This is a genomic window from Paenibacillus sp. YAE3, from assembly GCF_057546105.1.
Genome location: NZ_BAAIYF010000002.1, coordinates 515,587 through 532,961 on the forward strand (window position 1 = coordinate 515,587; position 17,375 = coordinate 532,961).

Here is a 17,375-nt window from a genome sequence, read left to right on the forward strand (position 1 = left end):
CCTATCCAACCATCCGTTTAAAAATAAGTTTTGTTCCGCGCTACGATTTTTCCCGGGGATCGTACGACCGCCTGGCATCCTAGGCGGAAACCTTCGTCGAATTCTTCCGGGTCGAGGCGCCGAAGTTCGGCTTCCGTCGGCTCTTCGAGCAGCTCCGCTCCCTCCACGACCTGACATCTGCAGCGGGCGCACGTGCCGCGGCGGCACATATGCTGCCAGTCGATTTCATGGTCCTTTGCATGCTGAAGGATCGTTTTTCCCGGTTCGGGCACGACCGTTTTTTCGATCGTCCGTCCTTTCAGCTGCATGGTGGCTTCCCCGGAAGTCGCGGTTGCGCGTTGTTCCGGTTCAACCGTCTCTTCGTTTGCCGGCTTTTTTTTGTCAAAAAAAATGCGGAACGGGTTCATATCAACGCCGCCACTCCTCCGAGAAATCCCACTACCATAAAAATAAACGCCACAAAAGATAAAGCGCCGCGAAGAATGCCGGTTGTTTTCGTGCGGGCAAACGTAATTAAAAACACGGATAATCCCATGATCAGGATGGCAATCAGGGAGACCCACATTTTTGTCATCGGATCCATAGGCTGACTCTCCATTTCTTGATATATAGACGTATTATAGCATGAAACTTGTCCGCATTTTTAGCGAAAAGGGTTACGTAAAATCGACATCTGAAAAAAAGAGCATAAAGTCCTTGAAGCTTAAGGCTTCAAAGGCTTATTGCCCTTTGATTTTGGGTAACCCGATTTATTTCTTCATCATTAATTTCATCAACGATTCCATGTTTTGCGGGTTCATGCCGCTTTTTTTGACCGCGCTCACGATGTCCTGGATCGTCTCTTCGCTGACCGGAACGTTGGCCATCGCGGACACTTGCTTGATCAGTTGGCGGAGCTGGGTCTCGTTTTGCATCGTGGACGGTTTTACGGTACTGGCTAATTTCTTAACCTGGCTTTCCGAGATGCGCTTACCGGATTTCTTGTTGACGACGTTCAGCACATCTTTCGGGAAATTTTTGCTCATCTTCTCCCCTCCTCCGACAGTCCTCAACTTATATATATGAGGATTGGCCCTGAAAGGTGAAAAGATCAGCTATGCCACTGCTCCCAGGTTTCGAGCTTCATGGCTTCCATTTCCGTCTTCGGGTCGCGGCCCATCAGGGCTTCGACGGCGATGCGGGGATCTTTGTTCTCAAACAGCACTTGGTACAGCTGCTCCGCGATCGGCATTTGCACGCCGTATTTGGCGGAGATCGTGTGGGCCGCTTGCGTCGTGCGGATCCCTTCTACGACCATGCCCATGGAGTCCAGGACTTCGTCGACCTTTTTCCCTTGGCCAAGCATCGAGCCTGCCCGCCAGTTCCGGCTGTGACGGCTGGTCGCAGTAACCACCAGGTCACCGACCCCGGCAAGCCCCGAAAACGTAAGCGGGTTGGCCCCCAGTTCGACGCCGATCCGGGTGATCTCCGCAAGCCCCCGCGTCAGCAGCGCCGCTTTTGCATTGTCGCCGTAACCAAGCCCGTCGGACATGCCGGCCCCGAGCGCAATGATGTTTTTGAGCGCCCCGGCCAATTCGACGCCTAACATGTCCCTGTTGGTATACACGCGGAAGTCGGCGTTCATGAACAAATATTGCGCCGCGGCCGCGGCCTTTTGGTTGAGGGAGGCCACTACGACCGTCGTCGGGCAGCGGCGGATGACTTCCTCCGCGTGGCTCGGCCCCGATAGAACGACAACGTCGCCCTCTTCGATGCCAAGCTCTTCGGAAATGACCGTCGACATCCGCTTCAGCGTTTCGGTTTCGAACCCTTTCGTCGCGTGGATGCACAGCATGTCTTTGCGCCAATACGCCTTCAGCGACCGCGCCACTTCGCGCATCGCTTTGGACGGGGCCACGATCAGCACCGCCCCCGCATCCTTGACGGCCTCTTCGAGATCCGTTGTCGCTTTAAGGTTGGCCGGCAGCGCGGCGTCAGGCAAATACCGGCTGTTCATATGCTTCTCGTTGATTTCCCGTACCTGCTCGCTGCTGCGGCTCCAGATCACCACGTTCGGGTGATTGCAGGCGAGAACGCTGGCCAGGGCGGTGCCCCAGCTTCCCGCAACCAGTACGGCTATCTTATTTGACAATGCCCTTTCCCCCTTTGGAACCTCCGGAGCCAATTTTGTTTTCCCGTCCTTGAACGATCTTTACGATATTGCTGCGGTGTCTCCAGAAGGCAAACAAACAAATGACCAAACTGGACCAGAAAATCGGCCAGTCGAAACCTTGGATCAAACCAAAGACTAACAGAGAAATAGGAGTCAGCGCCACGAATACAAGCGAACCGAGCGAAACGTAACGCGTAAACACGATCAATAAAATGGCGATGATTCCCGCGCACAATGCCGGGAAAAAGCAGAGCGTTGCCATAATGCCGATCGTGGTGGCGATCCCTTTGCCGCCGCGGAAACGGAAGTACACGGGCCAGTTATGGCCGACGATGGCAGCCAGGCCGCAGAGGGCGGGAATCCATTCGTTTCCTCCCCCAAGCCACTTGCCCAGCCAAATGGCGCCGATGCCCTTCAATACGTCAAGCAGCAGCACGGCAATGGCCGGCCCTTTTCCCAAAATTCTCAGCGTGTTGGTAGCTCCCGCATTTCCGCTTCCATGCTGGCGGATATCGATCCCTTTCAGAAGTTTGGCCAGCACGACGCTGAAACTGACGGAGCCGAGCAAATAACTCAGTACAATGGCGATGATCTGTAATGTCAAACTATTCTCCCCTAACTTTCATCCGATTTGCGCCGCGTAAAGATCCTGATCGGGGTCCCTTCAAAATCGAACGCCCCCCGTATTTTATTCTCCAAATACCGTTCATAGGAGAAATGCATCAGCTCAGGATCATTAACAAATACAACCATGGTCGGCGGCTTGACGGCCACCTGGGTGACATAGTTAATGCGCAAACGCCTTCCTTTATCCGTCGGAGGAGGGTTAATCGCGACCGCATCGGAAACGACGTCGTTAAGCAGATGCGTCTGCACGCGAAGAGAATGCTGCTGGGCCACATGCTGAACAACGGGCAGCAGCTTATGCAGGCGAGACTTCGTTTTGGCGGACAAAAACACGATCGGTGCATACGTCATGAAGAGAAAATGATCCCGGATCTTTTTCTCGAACTGGTGCATCGTTTTGTCGTCCTTCTCGACGATATCCCATTTGTTGACGACGAAAATGGATGCTTTGCCCGCTTCATACGCGTAACCGGCAATATGCTTGTCCTGATCGATGATGCCTTCCTCGCCGTTGATAACGATCAATACGACGTCCGCCCGTTCGATGGCGCGCATGGCCCGCATGACGCTGTATTTTTCCGTCGTCTCGTATACTTTGCCGCGTTTGCGCATCCCCGCCGTATCGATCAGGACGTAACGCTGCCCGTCCTTTTCAAACGGCGTATCGATCGCATCCCTTGTCGTGCCCGCGATATCGCTGACGATGACGCGTTCCTCGCCCAGAATGGCATTGACGAGAGAAGATTTGCCCACGTTGGGGCGTCCGATCAGCGCAACGCGGATGACGTCCTCGTCGTAGTCGTCGTCGCTAAGATCGGGCAATATATCGACGATCGCATCAAGCAAATCGCCGATGCCTGTTCCGTGGCTGCCGGAGATCGCGATCGGGTCGCCGAATCCAAGGCTGTAAAACTCATAAATTTCGTCATGGCGGCTGAGGTTATCCACCTTGTTCACGGCGAGCACGATCGGCTTTCCGGAGCGGAACAAAATTTGGGCCACTTCTTCGTCCGATTGCGTGACCCCGCTTTTGGCGTCGCACATGAACACGATCACATCCGCTTCCTCGATTGCAAGCTCGGCCTGCATGCGGATGGATTTCAAAATGACGTCATCGCCGTCGATTTCGATCCCCCCGGTATCGATGACGCTGAACGCTTTGCCGTTCCATTCGGATACCCCATAAATCCGGTCGCGGGTAATACCCGGTTTATCTTCCACGATGGCCAGCCGGTCGCCGATCAATCGATTGAAAATGGTTGATTTACCAACGTTAGGCCTGCCAACGATAGCTACTACGGGTCTTGCCATATTCACTCCTCCTGTCAATACTTACGATAATCATCATAGCAAAAAACGCTTATTTTGGCTAACCTTTCATGGACGGATCGTCTTATTAATCCTATTTTCCCGTAGAAACGGGATTCCATGCGCCATTGAACCTGTTTATTATACATTTTTGCGCATGACATGAAAGCAAAAAAGCGAACCCGATGAAGGGTTCGCCGTTTTTTGCTTCCGAGACGGTGGTCATCACTTGAACTTGCTCAGTTTGTCTCCAAAACGTTCCCCAAGCGTAATGCTGAGACCTTGGTTGCTCAGAGATACGTTAGGATTGTCTTTAAGCTCATCCTTGTGGTTTCCGCCGCTTTTTGCCGGTCTGTCCGCTTTAGGAGCCGGAGCCGGAGCTTCTTCCGTTTCCTTGATGCTGAGGCTCACGCGTTTTTCAGCGGTGTTGATGTCAAGGATTTTCACTTGAACTTCTTGTCCTTCTTTCAGGACTTCATGCGGGGTGCCGATGTGTTTATGAGAAATTTGGGAAATATGAACAAGTCCTTCGACTCCTGGAGCAAGCTCAACAAATGCACCGAAGGTCACCAGACGTTTGACTTCGCCTGTTACCACATCGCCTGTATGGAATTTTTCTGCAGCAGTATCCCAAGGACCAGGCTGAGCCGCTTTCATGCTGAGGCTGATTTTTCCTTTTTCAGGGTCTACTTTCAGAACTTTGACTTTGACTTTATCCCCTTCGGATACGACGTCGGAAGGTTTTTCGACATGGTTCCATGCCATTTCGGACACGTGAACCAGTCCGTCTACGCCGCCTACGTCAACGAATGCGCCGAATTGGGTCAAGCGCTGTACCGTACCTTCAAGCTCTTGGCCTTCTTGAAGTTCGGACATCACTTTCAGTTTGTTGGCTTCGAATTCTTCGTCGAGCACGTCTTTTTGGGAAAGAATCACCTTGTTGTTCTCGCGGTCGATTTCTTTCACCTTCACGCGCAGCGTGCGTCCTTTGTAGTCGCTGAAATCTTCAACGAAATGACGCTCTACCATGGAAGCCGGAATGAATCCGCGCACGCCCACGTCCGCAACCAATCCGCCTTTCACGACGTCAGCCACGGTAACTTCGAACACGTCTTGCGCTTCAAAGTGTTTTTCGAGCTCTTCCCAAGCGTTTTCGCTGTCGATCGCGCGTTTGGAAAGAACGAGTTTTTCTTTTTCGTCATCGATGCTGACCACTTTGCATTCTACCTCCTGTCCGATCTGAACCGCGTCCGACGCGTTGTCCAGATGAACCGAAGACAGTTCGCGGATCGGGATCACACCGTCGTATTTATATCCAATGCTTACATAAGCTTGGTTATCTTCCAGCTTGACGATCGAACCTTTTACGGTGTCCCCTTTTTTCAAGGATACGATTTGGTCCATTTCCTCCTGAGTTACTTCTGCTTCTTGATTTTTTGTTTCTTCCGACATGTCAATACCCTCCTCAATTCAAAAAAACCATTTATTCAAACCTGCTGACGCAGAGTTCAAAACTTGAAAACAGTTGTGATCATATCTTTCCAATAAGTGCTTGCATTCATGCACCGGCGCTTACTTCACCGTCGGCTTCCCGGTCTTCTGCATCTCGCGGATGCGCGACATGATATTGTCCGTGACCGCTTCCACCGCTTCCCCGGACTCCATTTCCTTGAATTCGGTTAAATCCAACGGAGCGCCGTATATCACTCTCATTTTCCGGAAAAGCTTGTAATCGCCGACAATGGCGACAGGCACGACTGCAGCCCCGCTTCGCAGAGCAAAAGTCGCTGCGCCCTTTTTGGCCGCTCCGCTGTCGGAATGTCGCGTGCCTTCCGGGAAAATGCCCATCATTTCGCCGTTACGCAAAATGGTGAGGGATGTTTTGATCGATTCCTTGCTGACGCCTCCGCGTTTGACCGGAAACGCACCCAGCTTCGTGATGATCGGTCCGAGCACGGGCACCTTAAACAGCTCGGCCTTGGCCATGAATTTGATTTTACGCTTGATTCTGATGCCCACCGTGATCGGGTCCAGGACGCTGATATGGTTCGAGCAGAGCAGCACTCCGCCTTCCTTCGGGATGTTCTCATCCCCCGTTGCCTCAAGACGGTAAGCCACGGCGAAAATCCCCCGCAAAAGCCCCCGGCAAAACTCATAAAACATGCTTCCTTCTCCCCATCCTTAAGAGTTCGTTTGCGCTTTGCAATAGGAAACGATCGTGTCGACGACCTGAGGGATGTCCATATGCGTCGTATCCAGCACGATAGCGTCATCCGCGCAGCGCAGCGGCGAAATTTCGCGTTCTGCGTCCAAACGATCGCGTTCGGAAATATCCTTTTCCAGCTGCTCCAAGGTCAAGCCCTGCGCATCACTCAACTCTTTGAATCGGCGGAGCGCACGTTCCTTCACGCTGGCCGTCATGAAAATCTTCAGTTCGGCGTCCGGCAGAACCGTCGTCCCGATGTCCCTTCCGTCCATGACCACGCCTTTGCGGGCAGCCATCTGCTGCTGCAGCGCTACCAAATGCTTGCGAAGCCCTTCGATTTGCGCGTATTGCGATACCGTGCCGTTGACTTCGAGCGAGCGTATGAACCCCGTCACGTCTTGGCCGTCCACCAGCACCTTTTGCCCGTCGGCCCCCGGAAGAAGTTCGATCTCCAACGCTTGGGCATGACGCAGCACTTCCGCCGAAGATTCCGGCTTGATTCCATGCTTCAGCATATACCAGGTCACGGCCCGGTACATCGCGCCGGTATCCACATATATGTAGGACAGCTCTTTGGCCACCAATCGAGCAATCGTGCTTTTTCCCGCCCCGGCAGGTCCATCAATCGCGATATTGATCTTCATGTTGTTCTCCGTCCCCTGCCTACTCAAAGGGGCATTCCTCCTCAAATCATAAGCATAAGAAATGTTATAGAGCGGCGGGAACGCGGCTTGCCAGCCGACTCCCCCTGCGATCCATAAGCGGCTTCAGCCCGAGCTAACGCCTCTTCGATCACTCAAGAAAAAAGCAGGCATTGCCTGCGCTGTGAAAATTATACCACACAACCTACACCGATGCAAAAAAACACCCTTCGGTTCATGGATGCCAATCCTTTACATTTCGCTCTTTTATCGGTATTCCGTCCAATCGGTCCACCGGAGAAATCAGCGGACGAAGGGAATGGATGTGCAGAGCGGCCTGAAAAAAGACGAGCGCGGCGATCAAAAAAACGAGCAAAATTTTCGTCCATTTCCCCGTTTGTTCGCACAGCCGTTCGAACAGCCGCACATATTGCTCAACTTGTTCTTTTTCGTTCATCATGGCAAGTCTCCCGGATTTTTCCTATTACTGTGTCCGGAAACCGCCCGTTTTATTCAGGATCTTGCTTATCTTGCAAACAGGGCTTATCGCCTGAAGTCGAGCTGGCGTTCGAAGCAGTATCTGATCAGCTTCTGCCGTTCGATGTCCGCGATCGTCGTGAATTTGGCCATGACAATTTTGCGGCCGTTATCCAGCGCTTTGATCCTGACGATTTCGCCTTCGAACGGCACATGCTCAAGGCTTCCGTTTTTATAGGGCACCAGCACCCAGCAGGACATCCTGTCCCCTTCCGCCACGCGATGTTCCGGTTCGCAGTAAAAAGATATTCCGCCTCCCCCGATATCGTCGGTATGGGTCAGGAAACGCCGGCCGTTATCCATCCTGACGGCCACCTCGAGTTCTCCGCTTACCCGCAAAAAGCTGCGCCGCTGGATTTTGCCGATCGAGTCGGGGTCGGGCTTTCGGATCCTCACCATCCGGATCACGTCCTGCTTGAACCCGGTCACATAGGAATTGAAGTAGTTCTTGACGCCGCCGTCGGTCATAAAATAGATGGACAGCTCGTCCCCGACGAACAGCTTTTTAAGCTGCCCTCCTCCTTCCCGGATCGGAACTTCGATGAGAATCGAGTCCTCGTCCATGTCGGCGATTCTGGATTTATATTCCACCCTCGTTTCTTTTTCGTCTCCCGAATCTACGCTAATCATCAATAAGTCATTAATTTTCGGATACAAAAACGTTCACCGCCAACTTAAAAATGTACCGCATGCCCTGATTATACCATGTCTTTTGTCTCAGGTACGCGTATTATTTCAGCAAAAAAGGAGCCTTTTTTCTCAAAAGGCCCCTTCGTTAGGCGGGTATAAAAGTCTATTTTACCGGACTGCAGACTGGCGGTCGGAGGATTTCAGCTCCTCCACCATTTTTTCGGACCCGTCATTCGCATCCAGGTACATCCGGTATCTTGAACCGTTGATGTTGCCCCCGATTTCGTAGCAAAGCGTTTCCTTGCCCAAATCGTCCTTGATGAGCGCCAGCCGGTGATAGGTTTCCTTGAATTCCGGATTCAATTTTTTCCGGATTTCGGCGATGCCCATTTTCGGTTTTGCCAAGTTGCGCTTGCCCTCTTTATGCTCATAAACGTAATCGCTGGCCTGGAACCCCGTCACCTCGCCGTTGTCCAACCCGACGCGAACCGTGATTTTCTCAGGATAGATCAGGACGCCGTCCTGCGTGCTCACATAGGTCAGGTTCCCCATATTCCCGTATTGGTCGGCGGTGACGGCCGTCATGCCTTTGTAACCCTTTTTGCTGAGGAACTGGTCGGCGTTTGCTTTGGCCTGCTCCATCGTCACCGCCTTGTGTCCGATTTTGCGGTTGTCATGGTAGCTGATCAGAAGCCCGCCTTTTTTCGTAAAATCCATCGAAACGACGGCCGGCAGATTTTTTGCCTTCACGGTTGCGGTGTACGATTCCCAGTCCGTTCCCTTGCCGTTTTCGGTTACCTGGACGGACGCTCCCGCACCGGCATCCGCGAACTTAACCGCTTTGCGTTTGATGTCTTCCTGCGATACCGCCGTGCCGGAAAGCATTTTGACGGACCGTTTGTCGTAGATGCTCGATACGGCCGGGCCCCAGTTTAATTCCGGGTATTCGCCGACGCGCTTGTCGACGGTTTTGAAGCCGTCGATGATCGTGTTGTCCATCTGCTTCTCTTCGGACGCCATGGCGCTTTCCACGTCCATCCAGCGCAGGCGGTTGCTGATCACCTTGCTTTGGACGTCTTGCAGATGTTTGGTGATCTCGCCGGAGTTTTTGTACAACACTTTCAGGTTTTGCAGTTCTTCGTTGCTGAGCGGTTCCTTTTCGAGATTGCGCATCGACGTCTGATACGAGAAGTTCGAAATCCGGGACAAGAAGTCCTCGGTTTTATTGAACGGAAGCATCGTCAGCGGAAGCTGGTTGATCTCGTTTTGGGCTTCGCTCGTCAGCCTCCAGACGTTGATAAGCCCTTTGCGGTGCATCGCATTGGAGGAAGAGCTGACGGCCAGCGTGTTGCCAAGCTCGCTGTGGAGCCGGTCCATGTGGTAAGACAAGTTGTGGAACGCACGCTGATATTGGTTTTCGGCTTTAATCAAAATTGAGTTTTTTTCCTGGTTCTCCTGGTACCCCCACACAAATGCGCCGATCATCAGGAGAGTCACGATGGGAAACAAAACAGCGCTTAACCGCTTGTACATAATTGCTTTAAGTCTCCTTTCTTCAGCTGAACCGATCAAACCAAGCTTTTCGCTTTCATAACGGCTGATGGATCACTCTACTGGTTGCTGCTGTTAGTTTGACAAGAAGAAAGGAGTCTTATGCATCAATTGGCAGCGGTAAGCGCCATTTTTCTGTGCCGGTTAAAGCGGGAGCTCTTCGATGTCGAAATGGTTTTTGTTGTTGCAAAGGCATTGCTTAAATCCGGTCTCGATCCGGCCCCGATCCCTTTTGCCCCGCAAAACAAAGCGCTCTCCGCACTGCTTGCACACGATCGTCACTTTTACGCGCAAAAAAAAGCACCCCCCGATCAAACAAATTTCCAGAAATGGAAGTTCATAGGATCAAGTGTGCCCATTTTCGTCACATATTAACCTCTTCCTCACGTTTAAGGAAACGGAAAGGAGAGCGGTTGTTGGCCCGGGTGACCTTCCCCATGCCTCCGTACCATAAAAAGGCCATCAGCGGAACGATGAACCAAATCCAATATTGGGTCATGGTCGCCAAAATCAGGTCGTACACGCCGTGCCAGAACCACGGAATAACCATGGAATACACCAGAAAACGTTTGGCTTTCGCGCCTTCGGAAAAACGGGCCCGGCCGAGGTAATACCCCATCATGACGCCGAACATCGCGTGTCCGGAAACCGGGAGCAGCGCCCTGAGGAACATCGCGCCGATCGATGCGTGGCTGTACCAAGCGTACATGACGTTTTCAACGGTCGCAAAACCGAGCGAGATCGCCACCGCGTATACGATGCCGTCATAAGGCTCGTCGAACTCCGTATGGTTGTAGATCATATGGTACAGCACGAACCATTTCAGAAATTCCTCGACGAAAGACGATATGACAAAGGACTCCACGTATGGATTGCCGCCAAACCCGCCGGTCATCCCCCGCTGGATAATCATCACCGGCACGACGATCAAAAAACCGAGCACGAACACTTTGACGACCATCATGAGTGGTTCCTGCTCATATCTGTCCTTCAGGTAAAAATACGTCAAAAGGGCGAGACCCGGCGCCAACGCCGAAGCTATAACCGAAAACCAAAGCACCGTTTTCCCCCCTTTTTCTGATTAAAATACCGCATGAATTAAACGCAATTCATCCCATGAAGCAAAGAAATGCCCATGGGATGACAAGCTTTAGTCCTGTCTTTTGAAATGTTCACGGATCGTTGCAATGGCTTTTTCCGGCATAACCACCTTGCCGTATTCTTCAAGGACCGCTTCCGTATAGGAAGCGGCTTCCCCGAATTCCGCCAAAACGGCGATCAGCGAAGGAAGCTTGCCGGAATCGACGTTGTCCGGATCGATAAACAAAATCCATTTATCTCTATAATGATAAAGACGGCCTTCCTCGGTGATGTGACCGCCAAGAACATGCGCTGCTTCGATCAGCACTTCAAAATCGCCGAACGCGTAAACGATGGTGTCGCTTTGCTCCAAAGTGACTTCCATTTCGTACACTTCCTCGGGGAGCTCATCTTCCCCTAAGTGGCTGTAGTGCTGATAATCATATTTTCCGCGGGTCACGATGACGACCATGCCTTGAGCGGGAAGGGCAAAAACTTCCACGGCGAGCGGTCCGGTTGCGTCGAAACCGAGTTCATTGTAGGCCTGATCCATCATTTCGGTGAACAGCTCGTGGACTTTGGGAAGTTCCTTCCACATGTCTTCCTTCTGAATTCCTCGCTCACTCAAATCGTCGAACGTGAGGAAAATCCGTATCTTATCTGAGCTTAATCGTTCTATTTTCATGACAGGATCCTCCTCTGTAAGCAATGTTATAACAAATTATGATGTCTCCCATAATGGTGTGCTGAAAATAGTTCTATGTAAGTATGTTATCATTATATAACTCAAAATGCACGCTGTAAAATAGACAAAAAAAGAATCATTTTGGGCACTGTCGCCCCAAAAATGATTCTTATGGTTTTTCAATCGTTTACAAACCCGGAATGACGGTGTTTGTCTCCTTCAGAATCGAATCCACTTCCCTTTTTACGTCGGGATTGCTGTTGATGAATTCATTGATTTGCTTCATGCTTTCCACCTTGGAATGGGGTTCCGAATAACGGGATTCATGGTTGTTCATGCCGATGGAACCGATCGAGCCGATGTCCATCATTTTGCCCGCGTTGCTGGCGATGGCGGAAGTGATGTTGCCTCTGCTTCTGGAGACGAGGGCAGTTGCCGCCGCACCAATCAAAACGCCGCTTATAAATGACGAAGTATTCACAATTACAACCTCCTTATGTGATAAAATCAAGTCTAGTGTTCGCGGATCACGGCATGCTCATGCGGCAAAAAAACAGGAAAGCGAGATGAAATAATGGTAAGAAAAACGGCTGCGCTGCTTCTTTTGACGGCGCTGCTCCTCAGCGCATGCGGAGGAAAAGACGAGGCGGCCACCGAAAACGCCAAAACGGCGGTACAGCAGCAGGACGAAACAAAAGAAAAAGCGCCGGCGAAGCCAAACGGAAACGGGGCGAATCAGCCTGCCGGCGAAACGGGCGCGGAGCAGGGAAGCGGCGGCTCAGGCCAACCCGCAGGCGGGGAAAGCGCAAACGACGCTGCCCCGGCGGCCGTTCCGGTGAAGTACCACATGAACAAAGCCTACAACATCGTGCCTAACGATGAAGGGACGGAGAAAAAGGTCGTGCTGCTCACGTTCGACGACGGTCCGAAAAAAGCGGAATGGATCAACGGTTTGATTGATACGCTGGACAAGCATCACGCCAAAGCGATCTTTTTCGTCAACGGCTACCGGGTAAAAGAAAATCCCGAATTGCTGAAGCTGATCCACGATCGCGGCCAAATCGTCGGCAACCATAGCTGGGACCATATCTCCCTGCGGAAGGAGCCCGAGGCGAAAGTAAGGCAGCAAATCGAAGACGTGCAAAACATCGTGAAAGCCACGATCGGAGAAGCGCCGGTATTTTTCCGCCCGCCCTTCGGCGAAGGCGGCGATGTCGGCAAAAAGGTCGCCAAGGAAAACGGCCTCCTCTACATGACCTGGTCCAACGGATCCCTGGATTGGACGATGAAATCCAAAGGAAAGGACAACCCCCAACAGGTCATCCAAAACGTCATGGACCAGCTTCACGCCGGCAGCAATATCTTGATGCATGAGCTCCCGTGGACGGCCGAAGCGCTGGACGAGCTTTTGACCAAGCTGGAAAGCAAAGGCTACTCCTTCGTGGACCCGCGCAGCATCGAGCTTGAAATGCGCTAAAAAACCAAAAAAAGGCGTTTCTCCCGGCTGTGCCGGCGAGAAGCGCCTTTTTGACGTATCGGCTTTTATGCCTCGGTTTGATCGGGGATCGCCCTGCGAAGCCGAATAAGATGCATTTCGGCAGGACAGCATAAACGAAGCGTTACCCGCCGGTTGCCGAATCCGCGGCTGATCAGCATTTGGGGCCTTTGAACGTCCGCCCCGGGCTGGTACCACCGGAACCATCCGCAATCGTATTTGCGGTAAAACCGGTTCAGCCGAAGCGCGCCGAGAAACGGAAAACGGATTTGCCCCCCGTGGGTATGTCCTGCAAGAATCAGGTCCGCCGGCTTTTCGGGCACGTGCTGGATCCAGACGGGATCATGAACGGCGACGATCCGGCAAAGATCCGAAGTCCCCGGAGGCAACTCGGGAAGCCCGGGGTACCCATCGCGCTTTTGAAGCGGCTGGTCCACGCCGGTAAGAAGGATGCGGTCGCCCGCCCGTTCCAGCAAGACGTTTTCGTTCCTCAGCAGCCTGCCTCCGGCTTCTTGCAGCGCAGCGGCCAAACCCGCAGGGTCGGCCTTCAGGTCATGGTTGCCGTATACCGCGTACATCGGGCCGATCCGCGACAGAAGCTTCAAATTGTCCCGCACGCGATCGAGCGGCACGTTCCTTTCCATGATGTCGCCGCCCAGGATCACCCAGTCGGCTTTCCCCTGCATCGTCCGTAAAAACGATTCCGAAAGCTTTCGTTTATGAATATCCGAAATAAAAAAAATCCGGCTTCCGTCGAACGCCTCCGGCAATCTTTCAAGCTTTACCTCTGAACGGGTGACCGCGTGCATCCTCGCTTCATAGGACATCCTTGCAAAAAGCAGGACGCAGCAGGCCGCGATCAGGCCGGCGCTCCACAGGAGCGCTGCCGTTACCACAGATCCTCCAGCGGAGGGGCGCCTTTGACTCCCCAATACACCAAAAACATCGTCAGGACCAGGAAAAGGAAAAAGAGCGAATTCGTAAAATATTTGCTGACGACGATTTTCCTGGAGGTGTATTTGTCGGTTCGGCTCGGGGTGCCATCTTCTTCTCCCCCCGCGTTTTGAACTCTTTCGTGTCCTGCTTTATGCCTTGCAGACCGGGAGCGGAACGAACCCGTCGGCTCGAACGGGGCGCTTTGTTCCCGTACTTCCTCCTCCGGCTTGGGAGCTTCGCTTCGCTCTTTCCTTGCCTTCACCCTGCTTAAGGTCGCCCCCGCAGTCTTCAAGCGCTCCCGGCGCGACGTTCCGGCGACCGGTTGATTGCCGTCCTGCGCCGGCAAGGGGGGCTTTTTTCTAGCGTTTTTTTTTCGGCTTTTATACGTTTTGACTCTGCTTAACTCAGTACTCATGATTCCCTCCGAAATCGTATGACCAAACCGGAAATGCAGTCGATGGCAAAATGGCATACCACCGGGGCAAGCAGCGTGCCCGAATGTATGTAGATGTAACCCAGCCCATAGCTGCTTAGGAATACCCAGGCCGTCGGTATCCAATGCCGCAGATAACGGACATGGATCGCCGCGAACAGGATGCTGGTCCAATAAGGGCCGAACGAATGCTGTACTGCGCCCCTGAACAGCAGCTCCTCGCATACCGCGACGACGGCGGCTATGCATATGATATGCCAAACGGGACGCTTCCGGAACAACAAATGGTTGATTCCTCCGTCATCCATGACTTCCTCGGGCGTAATCCGGGACACCGCAAAATCGATCAGAAACATCACGGCCGCAAGGCCGAGGCCCCACGCCCAAAAATAGGATCCCGGCTGTACGGCAAACAGCTCCAGGGGATTTCTTCTCTGAAACAATATCCAAATGATTCCGATAATGAAGGTAAGTCCTTGGGTGAGGTACAGATTGATCAGCAGCAGACGGTCCGTCAGCTGATCGGGAGTGGCCTGTTTCAGTTTAGGCGCACGGAATTTGAATTTTTTCATCTTTTGCCTGCCTGTCGTTTAATTTAGCTACAAAGTTCGTTCGCCCTCACCTCTATCATATCGCATTTTGTCGCGTTCGGGAAATCGCCGCCTCCAAAGCTGCGCCATGTGGCGATAGGGTATGATAGAGCCTATGAAAAAACGCCATGAAACACCATCAAAATCATATCAGATTTCGCGCAAAAGATTCAAGAAGCCCGAGTTTTCCTATTGACAGCAGCCGCGGGGCCATGATACATTATGAAAAAAATTATCGAGTCAAAACCGATGAAGGAAAAAAGACCCTTGAATGCCTTCAGAGAGCCGGTGGTTGGTGCAAACCGGTGGCGGGCAAGACGTCTTCAGCGTTCCAGAGAAGCTGCATTGAACTTTACAGTAGGTGCAGCCGGGTAATTTCCGTTATCAAATAGGCCTTTACCATGGCCTCTGAGGCTGCCGGCGTCAAATCCGGCGGTGAATTAGGGTGGTACCACGAACAACTCTCGTCCCTTGCTACGCAAGTAGTGTGCGGATTGAGAGTTTTTTTGTTATATGCTCCTCTTCGCAAGTCTGTTCAGCATCGATTGCAAGTCCGTTCAGCGTCCCTTGCGGCTTGAATCCGCGGTGCGTTATACGTGTATTCTTTTACACAGTACCGCGTTGCTTTTGGAATACAGCGCCGAATTGCATTCTTTAACGTTGCAGCCGTATCCGAAACATCCTTTTCACGTGTTTTATGGGCATGCTTCTTTCGGGAAGCATCCCTTCAATCATATTTTATTTTTTGTTTTACAGATTAAAGGAGGAAGAAACCATGTTTAAAGTATTAGTATCGGATCCGATCAGCGATCTGGGAATCCAGCAGTTGATGGACGCCGCCGATGTCCAGGTAGAGAAAAAGACGGGCCTTGGCGAAGACGAGCTTGCAGCAATTATCGGAGAATACGACGCCCTGCTCGTCCGCAGCCAGACGCGGGTCACCGAAAAAATCATGGAAGCCGGCACCAATCTGAAAGTGGTCGGCCGCGCCGGTGTCGGCGTGGACAACATCGACCTGGAAGCGGCAACCAAACGCGGCATTATCGTCATTAACGCTCCGGACGGCAACACCATCACCACATGCGAGCACACGTTTGCGATGATGATGGCCCTTGCCCGCCACATTCCGCAAGCCTACGCAAAAACGATCGGCGGCGTTTGGGACCGCAAATCGTTCCTTGGCGTCGAACTTCGCAACAAAACGCTGGGCGTGCTCGGCATGGGCCGGATCGGCAGCGAAGTCGCAAAACGCGCCAAAGCGTTTGGCATGAACATTTTGGCGTTCGATCCGTTCCTGACCCAAGAGCGGGCGGAAAAAATGGAGGTCAAGCTCGCCTCCGTCGACGACATCGTGCGGAACGCGGATTTCATGACCGTGCATACGCCGCTGACGCCGGATACGCGCCATATGATCTCCCGTCCCCAGTTCGAAGTGATGAAAAAAGGCATGCGCATCGTCAACTGCGCCCGGGGCGGCATCATCGACGAACGCGCCCTGGTGGAAGCGATCGACGAAGGCATCGTTGCCGGCGCCGCGTTCGACGTGTTTGAAAGCGAACCGCCGCAGCAGGATCACCCGTTCCTGAACCATCCGAAAATTATCGTTACGCCGCATCTTGGCGCTTCGACCGTGGAGGCCCAAGAGAACGTAGCGATCGACGTATCCGAAGAAGTGCTTCACATCTTGCGGAACGAACCGTTCAAAAACGCGGTCAACATGCCTCCGGTCGCCGCCAGCGTCATGAGCCGCCTGCAGCCTTATTTTTCGATCGGCGAAAAGCTGGGAAGCTTCGCGGCCCAATCCGCCAACCAGGCCGTAAACGAAATTCACGTCGACTACGCGGGCGCATTGTCCGACGTTGACACGCTTCCGTTGACCCGGTACATCGTCAAAGGCGTGCTGGCGCATCATCTCGGCAGCGAAAACGTCAACATCGTCAACTGCATGCATCTCGCCAAATCCCGCGACATCAACGTCGTCGTCACGCAAGCGTCGAAATCCAAAGGATTCACCAACCTGCTCACAGTGACGCTGAAAACGCAAAACAACGAAGAAACGCTTGTCGCAGGAACGCTGTTGAACGGTTACGGCGAACGGATCGTGCAAATCAACAAATTCCCGGTGGATGTCGCGCCGGAAGGGCATCAAATCCTCATCTCCCATCATGACAAACCGGGCATGATCGGAAGCGTCGGCACCTTGCTTGGCCAAAACGACGTCAACATCGCTTCGATGCAGGTCGGCCGCAAAATTATCGGCGGGGAAGCCATCATGATCCTGACGGTCGATAAAGCCGTGCAAAAAGACGTGCTGACGCAGCTGACGACGTTGCCGGGATTAAACAGCGCGATCGAAATCACGCTGTAATAAAAATCTAACGCGAAACACAACAAAAGCGCATGCCCGATCCAAACGGCATGCGCTTTTCATTTGTTCCACGTTGAACAAGATTTATCTCGCAACTTCAACAAAAAACACCCCGGTTTGAGGTGTTTTTTGCCTT

Annotated in this window: 21 protein-coding genes and 1 other annotated feature; of the genes, 3 read left to right on the forward strand and 18 right to left on the reverse strand. The window is 52.6% G+C overall.

Annotated elements, in window-relative coordinates:
* Positions 1-17 precede the first annotated feature (17 nt).
* The 12 genes from AC27KL_RS05240 to ypeB all read right to left on the reverse strand — a co-directional run bounded on the left by AC27KL_RS05240 (position 18) and on the right by ypeB (position 9,634).
* Positions 18-407 (reverse strand): 2Fe-2S iron-sulfur cluster-binding protein, encoded by a 390-nt coding sequence (locus AC27KL_RS05240; protein ID WP_487169073.1) that lies wholly within the window; start codon positions 405-407, stop codon positions 18-20.
* Positions 404-583 carry a DUF2768 family protein gene (locus tag AC27KL_RS05245; protein WP_339324308.1) on the reverse strand — a complete coding sequence of 60 codons (180 nt, stop codon included), beginning with the start codon at positions 581-583 and terminating at the stop codon, positions 404-406. The genes AC27KL_RS05240 and AC27KL_RS05245 overlap by 4 nt, the downstream gene beginning before the upstream one ends.
* Positions 584-749: 166 nt before the next feature.
* A complete protein-coding gene (locus AC27KL_RS05250) occupies positions 750-1,025 on the reverse strand; it encodes a stage VI sporulation protein F (RefSeq protein WP_036709992.1) in 276 nt (91 codons plus the stop codon).
* A 65-nt stretch (positions 1,026-1,090) separates the two neighbouring features.
* Complete coding sequence (locus AC27KL_RS05255) at positions 1,091-2,131, reverse strand: NAD(P)H-dependent glycerol-3-phosphate dehydrogenase (RefSeq protein WP_487169074.1); 1,041 nt, start codon at positions 2,129-2,131, stop codon at positions 1,091-1,093.
* Positions 2,121-2,756, reverse strand: a complete 636-nt coding sequence (gene plsY, locus AC27KL_RS05260; protein WP_339324306.1) for a glycerol-3-phosphate 1-O-acyltransferase PlsY — start codon at positions 2,754-2,756, stop codon at positions 2,121-2,123. The genes AC27KL_RS05255 and plsY overlap by 11 nt, the downstream gene beginning before the upstream one ends.
* A gap of 11 nt (positions 2,757-2,767) precedes the next feature.
* Positions 2,768-4,090: a ribosome biogenesis GTPase Der gene (der, locus tag AC27KL_RS05265; RefSeq protein ID WP_487169075.1), complete on the reverse strand. Its 1,323-nt coding sequence runs from the start codon at positions 4,088-4,090 to the stop codon at positions 2,768-2,770.
* Between the two features lie 222 nt (positions 4,091-4,312).
* Entirely contained in the window at positions 4,313-5,539 is a 1,227-nt protein-coding gene (gene rpsA, locus AC27KL_RS05270) for a 30S ribosomal protein S1 (RefSeq protein ID WP_036709977.1), read from the reverse strand.
* A 120-nt stretch (positions 5,540-5,659) separates the two neighbouring features.
* The gene (locus AC27KL_RS05275) at positions 5,660-6,250 is read right to left on the reverse strand and encodes a lysophospholipid acyltransferase family protein (RefSeq protein WP_339324305.1); all 591 of its coding nucleotides are present in this window, start codon (positions 6,248-6,250) and stop codon (positions 5,660-5,662) included.
* A gap of 18 nt (positions 6,251-6,268) precedes the next feature.
* Positions 6,269-6,964 (reverse strand): (d)CMP kinase, encoded by a 696-nt coding sequence (cmk, locus tag AC27KL_RS05280; RefSeq protein WP_339324304.1) that lies wholly within the window; start codon positions 6,962-6,964, stop codon positions 6,269-6,271.
* A 205-nt stretch (positions 6,965-7,169) separates the two neighbouring features.
* Complete coding sequence (locus AC27KL_RS05285; RefSeq protein ID WP_487169076.1) at positions 7,170-7,394, reverse strand: hypothetical protein; 225 nt, start codon at positions 7,392-7,394, stop codon at positions 7,170-7,172.
* Positions 7,395-7,477: 83 nt separating this feature from the next.
* The gene (locus tag AC27KL_RS05290) at positions 7,478-8,128 is read right to left on the reverse strand and encodes a flagellar brake protein (RefSeq protein WP_487169077.1); all 651 of its coding nucleotides are present in this window, start codon (positions 8,126-8,128) and stop codon (positions 7,478-7,480) included.
* A 141-nt stretch (positions 8,129-8,269) separates the two neighbouring features.
* Positions 8,270-9,634: a germination protein YpeB gene (gene ypeB, locus AC27KL_RS05295; protein WP_487169078.1), complete on the reverse strand. Its 1,365-nt coding sequence runs from the start codon at positions 9,632-9,634 to the stop codon at positions 8,270-8,272.
* A 120-nt stretch (positions 9,635-9,754) separates the two neighbouring features.
* Here ypeB and AC27KL_RS05300 point away from each other — a divergent pair, with 120 nt between their 5' ends.
* A complete protein-coding gene (locus AC27KL_RS05300; protein ID WP_487169152.1) occupies positions 9,755-10,027 on the forward strand; it encodes a hypothetical protein in 273 nt (90 codons plus the stop codon).
* Here AC27KL_RS05300 and prsW read toward each other — a convergent pair.
* The 3 genes from prsW to AC27KL_RS05315 all read right to left on the reverse strand — a co-directional run bounded on the left by prsW (position 10,017) and on the right by AC27KL_RS05315 (position 11,898).
* Positions 10,017-10,712 (reverse strand): glutamic-type intramembrane protease PrsW, encoded by a 696-nt coding sequence (gene prsW, locus AC27KL_RS05305; RefSeq protein ID WP_339324300.1) that lies wholly within the window; start codon positions 10,710-10,712, stop codon positions 10,017-10,019. The two genes, AC27KL_RS05300 and prsW, sit on opposite strands and share 11 nt — an antisense overlap.
* A gap of 90 nt (positions 10,713-10,802) precedes the next feature.
* Positions 10,803-11,417, reverse strand: coding sequence for a genetic competence negative regulator (locus AC27KL_RS05310; RefSeq protein WP_339324299.1), 615 nt, complete (start codon positions 11,415-11,417; stop codon positions 10,803-10,805).
* A gap of 187 nt (positions 11,418-11,604) precedes the next feature.
* Positions 11,605-11,898: a hypothetical protein gene (locus AC27KL_RS05315; RefSeq protein WP_339324298.1), complete on the reverse strand. Its 294-nt coding sequence runs from the start codon at positions 11,896-11,898 to the stop codon at positions 11,605-11,607.
* Between the two features lie 93 nt (positions 11,899-11,991).
* On the opposite strand from AC27KL_RS05315, the gene AC27KL_RS05320 reads away from it, so the two are divergent.
* Positions 11,992-12,894 (forward strand): polysaccharide deacetylase family protein, encoded by a 903-nt coding sequence (locus AC27KL_RS05320; protein WP_487169079.1) that lies wholly within the window; start codon positions 11,992-11,994, stop codon positions 12,892-12,894.
* A 65-nt stretch (positions 12,895-12,959) separates the two neighbouring features.
* Here AC27KL_RS05320 and AC27KL_RS05325 read toward each other — a convergent pair whose 3' ends face one another.
* From AC27KL_RS05325 to AC27KL_RS05335, 3 genes are read right to left on the reverse strand one after another with little or no spacing between them, the layout of a single operon-like run.
* Positions 12,960-13,808, reverse strand: coding sequence for a metallophosphoesterase (locus AC27KL_RS05325; RefSeq protein ID WP_487169080.1), 849 nt, complete (start codon positions 13,806-13,808; stop codon positions 12,960-12,962).
* A complete protein-coding gene (locus AC27KL_RS05330; RefSeq protein ID WP_339324295.1) occupies positions 13,802-14,263 on the reverse strand; it encodes a hypothetical protein in 462 nt (153 codons plus the stop codon). Before AC27KL_RS05330 ends, AC27KL_RS05325 begins: the two co-directional genes overlap by 7 nt.
* Complete coding sequence (locus AC27KL_RS05335; RefSeq protein WP_036709953.1) at positions 14,260-14,853, reverse strand: CPBP family intramembrane glutamic endopeptidase; 594 nt, start codon at positions 14,851-14,853, stop codon at positions 14,260-14,262. The genes AC27KL_RS05330 and AC27KL_RS05335 overlap by 4 nt, the downstream gene beginning before the upstream one ends.
* Positions 14,854-15,111: 258 nt before the next feature.
* Positions 15,112-15,346 (forward strand) — a binding site (T-box leader).
* Positions 15,347-15,646: 300 nt separating this feature from the next.
* Here AC27KL_RS05335 and serA point away from each other — a divergent pair.
* Complete coding sequence (gene serA, locus AC27KL_RS05340) at positions 15,647-17,239, forward strand: phosphoglycerate dehydrogenase (protein WP_487169081.1); 1,593 nt, start codon at positions 15,647-15,649, stop codon at positions 17,237-17,239.
* Positions 17,240-17,375 lie beyond the last annotated feature (136 nt).

Bases quoted from the DNA above. Each gene is read 5' to 3' on its own strand.
- AC27KL_RS05335 (WP_036709953.1), bottom strand. From the start codon at position 14,853: ATGAAAAAATTCAAATTCCGTGCGCCTAAACTGAAACAGGCCACTCCC.
- AC27KL_RS05320 (WP_487169079.1), top strand. From the start codon at position 11,992: ATGGTAAGAAAAACGGCTGCGCTGCTTCTTTTGACGGCGCTGCTCCTC.
- serA (WP_487169081.1), top strand. From the start codon at position 15,647: ATGTTTAAAGTATTAGTATCGGATCCGATCAGCGATCTGGGAATCCAG.
- der (WP_487169075.1), bottom strand. From the start codon at position 4,090: ATGGCAAGACCCGTAGTAGCTATCGTTGGCAGGCCTAACGTTGGTAAA.
- ypeB (WP_487169078.1), bottom strand. From the start codon at position 9,634: ATGTACAAGCGGTTAAGCGCTGTTTTGTTTCCCATCGTGACTCTCCTG.
- AC27KL_RS05275 (WP_339324305.1), bottom strand. From the start codon at position 6,250: ATGTTTTATGAGTTTTGCCGGGGGCTTTTGCGGGGGATTTTCGCCGTG.
- AC27KL_RS05245 (WP_339324308.1), bottom strand. From the start codon at position 583: ATGGATCCGATGACAAAAATGTGGGTCTCCCTGATTGCCATCCTGATC.
- rpsA (WP_036709977.1), bottom strand. From the start codon at position 5,539: ATGTCGGAAGAAACAAAAAATCAAGAAGCAGAAGTAACTCAGGAGGAA.
- AC27KL_RS05240 (WP_487169073.1), bottom strand. From the start codon at position 407: ATGAACCCGTTCCGCATTTTTTTTGACAAAAAAAAGCCGGCAAACGAA.
- AC27KL_RS05330 (WP_339324295.1), bottom strand. From the start codon at position 14,263: ATGAGTACTGAGTTAAGCAGAGTCAAAACGTATAAAAGCCGAAAAAAA.
- AC27KL_RS05250 (WP_036709992.1), bottom strand. From the start codon at position 1,025: ATGAGCAAAAATTTCCCGAAAGATGTGCTGAACGTCGTCAACAAGAAA.
- AC27KL_RS05300 (WP_487169152.1), top strand. From the start codon at position 9,755: ATGCATCAATTGGCAGCGGTAAGCGCCATTTTTCTGTGCCGGTTAAAG.
- AC27KL_RS05285 (WP_487169076.1), bottom strand. From the start codon at position 7,394: ATGATGAACGAAAAAGAACAAGTTGAGCAATATGTGCGGCTGTTCGAA.
- AC27KL_RS05310 (WP_339324299.1), bottom strand. From the start codon at position 11,417: ATGAAAATAGAACGATTAAGCTCAGATAAGATACGGATTTTCCTCACG.